The organism is uncultured Georgenia sp. (assembly GCF_937958535.1).
Classification (GTDB): domain Bacteria; phylum Actinomycetota; class Actinomycetes; order Actinomycetales; family Actinomycetaceae; genus Oceanitalea.
The window spans coordinates 1-4,672 of sequence record NZ_CALGNQ010000039.1; the positions used below are offsets into that span (position 1 = coordinate 1).

Consider the following 4,672-nt stretch of genomic DNA (forward strand, 5'->3'; position numbering starts at 1 on the left):
ATCCACGCGCTGCACACCAACGAGCTGCCGTTCATCAACGGCGGCGAGGAGTGGCTCGCCATCCCCGAACCGAGCATCATCGTATCGCTCCTGTGGATCATCGGTGTGCTGACGATCACCGTGCTCGCCAGCATCGGCCGGAACCGGAAGGACGCCCGGGAGGACGAGGCCCGCGCCCAGCGCCCCGACCCGGCCTGACGCCGCGGCCACGACGCACGCCGAAGCACCGAGAGCGCACGTCCCCGCGGGACGTGCGCTCTCGGCGGGAACTGGGCTGTCGGTGGGAACTGGGCTGTCGGTGGTTACTGGGCTGTCGGTGGGAGGTGGGCTGTCGGTGGTGGCCCGGGGAGGTCACCAGCCGCGGGCGCGCCATTCCGCGAGGTGGGGGCGTTCGGCGCCGAGCGTCGTCGGCCTGCCGTGGCCCGGCCAGACCACCGTGTCGTCGGGGTAGACGCCGAAGAGCCGCTCCTCCACGTCGTCCATGAGCCGGGTGAAGTCGGCCGGGTCGGTCGTCTTGCCCACACCCCCGGGGAAGAGGCTGTCCCCGGTGAACAGGTGGACCCGGCCCGGGTGCGGCGCGGTCTCGTCCTCGGTGACGGCCAGCGCGATCGAGCCGGCAGTGTGACCGCGCAGCGCGATGACGTCGAGCACGACCTCGCCCGCGGAATCGACGCTGATGCGGTCCCCGTGCGCGAGGAGGTCGTCGACGCGGACCGGGAGGTCGGGCGCGTCGGGGGCACCGGCGGCGGTCCGGGCGTGGGTGGCTGCGACGACGGTGGGCAGCGCGCGGTGGTGGTCCCAGTGCCCGTGGGTGGTCACGACCGTCCGCAGTGGACCGGCACCGCCGAGCAGCGTGAGGATCGCGTCGCTGTCGTCGGCGGCGTCGATGAGGAGCTGCTCACCCGAGGGGGCGGTGAGGAGGTAGACGTTGTTGTCCATCGCCGAGACGGCGATCCGGTCCAGGCGGGCACGCCCGAGTGAAGTCGTGTCGGTCATGCGGTGCATCTTCTCAGGGACAGACGGCGACCAGCTCGCGCCCCGCCGTCTCGAGCCGGTACGGACCGGGTCCCTGGCGCGGGAAGCGCCGTAGCACCCCGGTGACCGGCCGTCCCCGCCCGAGCACGTCCCGCAGCACGGTCCCTGCGGCGTCCACCGCGACGAGCTCGCCGTCCACCGGCAGGAGGGCGGGGGAGCGCGGTGTCCGGGTGATCGCGGTGCGCCCGGCGGCGAGTGCGGCGAGGACCGCCCGGGGGGAGCGGTCGGCGGCCTGCACCCAGGTCGTCGGGGTGCCCGGCTCGTACCCCAGGGACGGGTTGTGGAAGTCGCTGCCGCCCAGGATCACGGCGTCCGGCCGCCAGCGCTGCCACAGCGCCCACATCGCGGTCGCGGCCAGGTCCCGGAACCAGCCGATGTGCCACAGCTCGAGCGCGGGCGGCAGGGTGCTCGTGGGCTGCTGCCACGCCCAGTCGCCCTCCAGCGGGTGGTTGACCGACAGCAGCCCGCCCCGGGCCGCGACCTGCGTGACCCACTCCTCGGCCGGCCGGCGGAAGTCCACGAAGCCGATGTCCCCGAACGCGTTCGCGTGGCCCCGGTCGGTGGTGACCTCCTGGCCCGGGAGGAGCGTGATGTCGTACGCCGCACCGGCTGCGGCCAGGAGCGGGTGGTGGGAGACGGTGTTGTGGTCGGTGACGGCCAGGACGTCCAGCCCGTTCGCCGCGGCTCGGCGGGCCAGCCCGGCGATGGAGTGGTCACCGTCGGAGTGGACGGTGTGGGCATGGAAGTCGCCCGCGAACCACGTGAGGCCGGGCTCGCTGGGCAGCCGGCGCGCACTGCCCCGCACCGCCGCCACCGGCGCGGGTGCGGCCGGCTCGGCCTCGACGGCGGGGGAGCCGCCCGTGGTCGCGGTGACGACGACCTCGAGCGGCTCGACGGGGAGCCGGTACAGACCGAGGACGACGTGCCAGGTGCCGGGCTCGAGCTCGCCGGCCACATATCCCGGTGTGGCGGCGTGCGGGGTGATCGCGAAGCGGTCGCGGGCCCCGCCGGACCAGCCGCGCCAGCCGGCCGGTCCCTCGCAGCCCAGGTCGACCAGGGCGGCCCGCCGGTCGTAGCAGAGCGTCACCTCGAGCGACTCGCCGGCGCGCACGTCGACCGGGACGGTCCGGTAGGGGCGTACCAGCTGGTCCTCCAGCGCGAGCTGCAGCCGGGTCGTCACGGTCCCCATGCCGGCACCACCTCGAAGCCCTCCTCCGCGAGATGGTCGGTGAAGCGCGGGTCGCGCAGCATCCGTGCCTCCCAGCCGCGCAGGGTGGCGGCGTCGTCCTGACCGGCGGATCCGGGATGGCAGAACAGCTCGCTCGTCCCCTCCGCCGGCAGCCCGGCCAGCCCTCGGAGGTAGGACGCGAGCAGGGCGTCGTAGCCGCCGTGCTCGGCGGCGCTCCTGCGGTTCGTCAGCATCGCCGCCGGGATGGGCACGCCCAGCGCGTCCGCCGCGGTGACGGCCCGCGCGTGCGACTGTGCCAGGGCGCGGACCTCCGCGGCCTGCAGGTAGGTCGACGGGTCACGGGGAAGGCGGAAGCCGAGCCGCTCCTCGGCGCACAGCCGCAGCGCCTCCATCAGCCACCCGCCGCCGTGCACCCCGTAGAGCAGTGCGGTGTGGGCGTCCATCCCCGCCGCCTGCCCCACCCGCTCCCGCAGCCAGCCCAGCTGGGCCCGCAGCTCGGCGCTCACGTCCGCGGACCCGGCCCGCAGGATCGCGCGCGGGTCGGTGTGGAAGTGACCGCCGGCGTCGACGAGGGACGGCACGTCGGCCACCGGGCACCAGGGCGGGACGTCGGCGTCGCTCACCAGCGTGGCGTGGAGCCGCACCCCCGGGCGCCCGCGGACGGCCGCGGCGGCACGTTCCGCGGCCGGGCCGACCGGCATGAGCGTGACGGCGCTGACCGCGCCGTCGGCGAACAGCCCCAGGACCACGTCGGTGTCCGCCTCGGTGCGGCCGAGGTCGTCCGCGGTGATGACCAGACGACGGCGGCTCACCCGGCACCTGCCTCGTCCGCGGCGGGGTGGAGCGGGGTGTCAGCCGGCACCCGGACCACCCGCGCGAGCACCGCCCCGACGGTGACCAGGAGCAACGGGTAGGTGCACGTGTACACCCGGAACGCCAGCGCGGGGTCGCGGCCGGGGTCGTTGCCCGAGTAGTACCCGAAGAACAGCCCGACGGAGGCGAGGGCCGCCCCGCCGAGCACCCCGTTGAGCCGGCCGAGCACCCCGAAGGCCGAGAGGAAGAGCCCCTCCCGGTGCTGCCCGTGCGCGGCGGCGTCATGGTCGAGCACCCGCGCGACGACGAGGTCGTTGGTGGCCAGCATCCCCGACCAGCCGACGGCGAGGAGCAGGCCGGCGGGGAGCGCCGTCGCGAGCCCGTCGGCGAGGAGGAGCGGCACGAAACCCACGGCGAGCACCGCGAACGCGAGCCGCCATGTCCAGGCCGCGCCCCGCTGGGCCACCACCCGGGTCCACCCGGCGAGCGCGCCGGCAGCGACGAGGACGACGGCACCCTGGAGGTAGAGGGCGTAGGCCACCGGCAGGCCGAGGGAGTAGCGCACGTAGAGCTGGATCCCGCTGAGCACCAGCGCCATCGCGCTGAGGTAGCAGGCGCTGGCCACCCCGACCTGCCAGAACAGCGGGCTGCGCAGGATGGTGAGCACCGTCGGCAGGAAGCGGGACCGGGGCGCCCGGGCGTACGCCGGGTTCTCCTGCGCCCCGAGGGCCATGACGACGATCGCCACCGTGGCGACGACGGCGTAGAGGACGGCGGTGCGGAACCCCACGACCGAGTCCTCGGTGCCGAGGAGCCGGGTGGTGAGCAGCGGGGTGAGTGCGAGCGAGACGACGAGTGCGACGAGCTGGAAGCCCTGCCGCAGCGAGTTGGCCCTCGCCCGCCGCCGCTCGGTGGGGAACAGCTCGGGCAGGAGGGCGCCGTAGTTGGCGTTGAGGAGGGAGTCGGCGGCCTCGCAGAGGACGGCGAAGACGGCGAACCACAGGACGAGGGCCACCCCGTCGACGGTGTCGGGCACCCAGAAGAAGCCGACGAGCCCCAGCGCGAGCAGCGGGGCACCGACGAGCAGCCAGGGCCGGCGGCGTCCGTACCGGGTGCGGGTGCGGTCCGACAGGTGCCCGAGGAGGGGGTTGTCCAGCGCGTCGACGACGGCGTACACCGCCATGACCACCCCGTAGGCCCGCACGTCGAGCCCGAGGATGTCGACGTAGAAGAGGATCATCGAGCCCTTGACCATGGTGATCGGGATCGACGTGCCGAACATGCCGATCGCGTACCGCCACGGTGCGGTCCCGGTGGTGCCCACGGCGCCAGCCACGCCGGTGACCTCGAACACATGTACAGGCTGCGGCGGGACACGTATCATCGCCGGGTGAGTGATCAGCTTCTCGTGCGGGGTGCGCGTGAGCACAACCTCCGCAACGTCGACCTCGACCTGCCTCGTGACAGCCTCATCGTCTTCACCGGCCTGTCGGGCTCCGGGAAGTCGTCCCTCGCCTTCGACACCATCTTCGCCGAGGGGCAGCGCCGCTACGTCGAGTCGCTGTCGTCCTACGCGCGCCAGTTCCTCGGGCAGATGGACAAGCCCGACGTCGACTTCATCGAGGGCCTGAGCCC

Annotated in this window: 5 protein-coding genes and 1 pseudogene; 2 read left to right on the forward strand and 4 right to left on the reverse strand. The window is 74.1% G+C overall.

Annotated elements, in window-relative coordinates:
* A pseudogene (locus tag Q0195_RS02185) lies at nucleotides 1-198 on the forward strand (TerC family protein); the annotation flags it as partial.
* A 153-nt stretch (nucleotides 199-351) separates the two neighbouring features.
* Here the strand turns inward: Q0195_RS02185 and Q0195_RS02190 are convergent.
* The 4 genes from Q0195_RS02190 to Q0195_RS02205 are packed head-to-tail and all read right to left on the reverse strand — an operon-like array spanning nucleotide 352 to nucleotide 4,391.
* Complete coding sequence (locus tag Q0195_RS02190; RefSeq protein ID WP_299273944.1) at nucleotides 352-996, reverse strand: MBL fold metallo-hydrolase; 645 nt, start codon at nucleotides 994-996, stop codon at nucleotides 352-354.
* A gap of 13 nt (nucleotides 997-1,009) precedes the next feature.
* Nucleotides 1,010-2,224 (reverse strand): CehA/McbA family metallohydrolase, encoded by a 1,215-nt coding sequence (locus tag Q0195_RS02195; RefSeq protein WP_299273947.1) that lies wholly within the window; start codon nucleotides 2,222-2,224, stop codon nucleotides 1,010-1,012.
* Nucleotides 2,212-3,036 carry a ChbG/HpnK family deacetylase gene (locus Q0195_RS02200; RefSeq protein ID WP_299273949.1) on the reverse strand — a complete coding sequence of 275 codons (825 nt, stop codon included), beginning with the start codon at nucleotides 3,034-3,036 and terminating at the stop codon, nucleotides 2,212-2,214. Before Q0195_RS02200 ends, Q0195_RS02195 begins: the two co-directional genes overlap by 13 nt.
* The gene (locus tag Q0195_RS02205; protein WP_299273952.1) at nucleotides 3,033-4,391 is read right to left on the reverse strand and encodes an MFS transporter; all 1,359 of its coding nucleotides are present in this window, start codon (nucleotides 4,389-4,391) and stop codon (nucleotides 3,033-3,035) included. The genes Q0195_RS02200 and Q0195_RS02205 overlap by 4 nt, the downstream gene beginning before the upstream one ends.
* On the opposite strand from Q0195_RS02205, the gene Q0195_RS02210 reads away from it, so the two are divergent.
* On the forward strand, nucleotides 4,392-4,672 hold a 281-nt coding region (locus Q0195_RS02210), incomplete at its 3' end, for a hypothetical protein (protein ID WP_299273954.1).

Excerpts from the sequence above, each read along its gene's own strand:
- Q0195_RS02190 (WP_299273944.1), bottom strand. The coding sequence starts at position 996 with ATGACCGACACGACTTCACTCGGGCGTGCCCGCCTGGACCGGATCGCC.
- Q0195_RS02195 (WP_299273947.1), bottom strand. The coding sequence starts at position 2,224 with ATGGGGACCGTGACGACCCGGCTGCAGCTCGCGCTGGAGGACCAGCTG.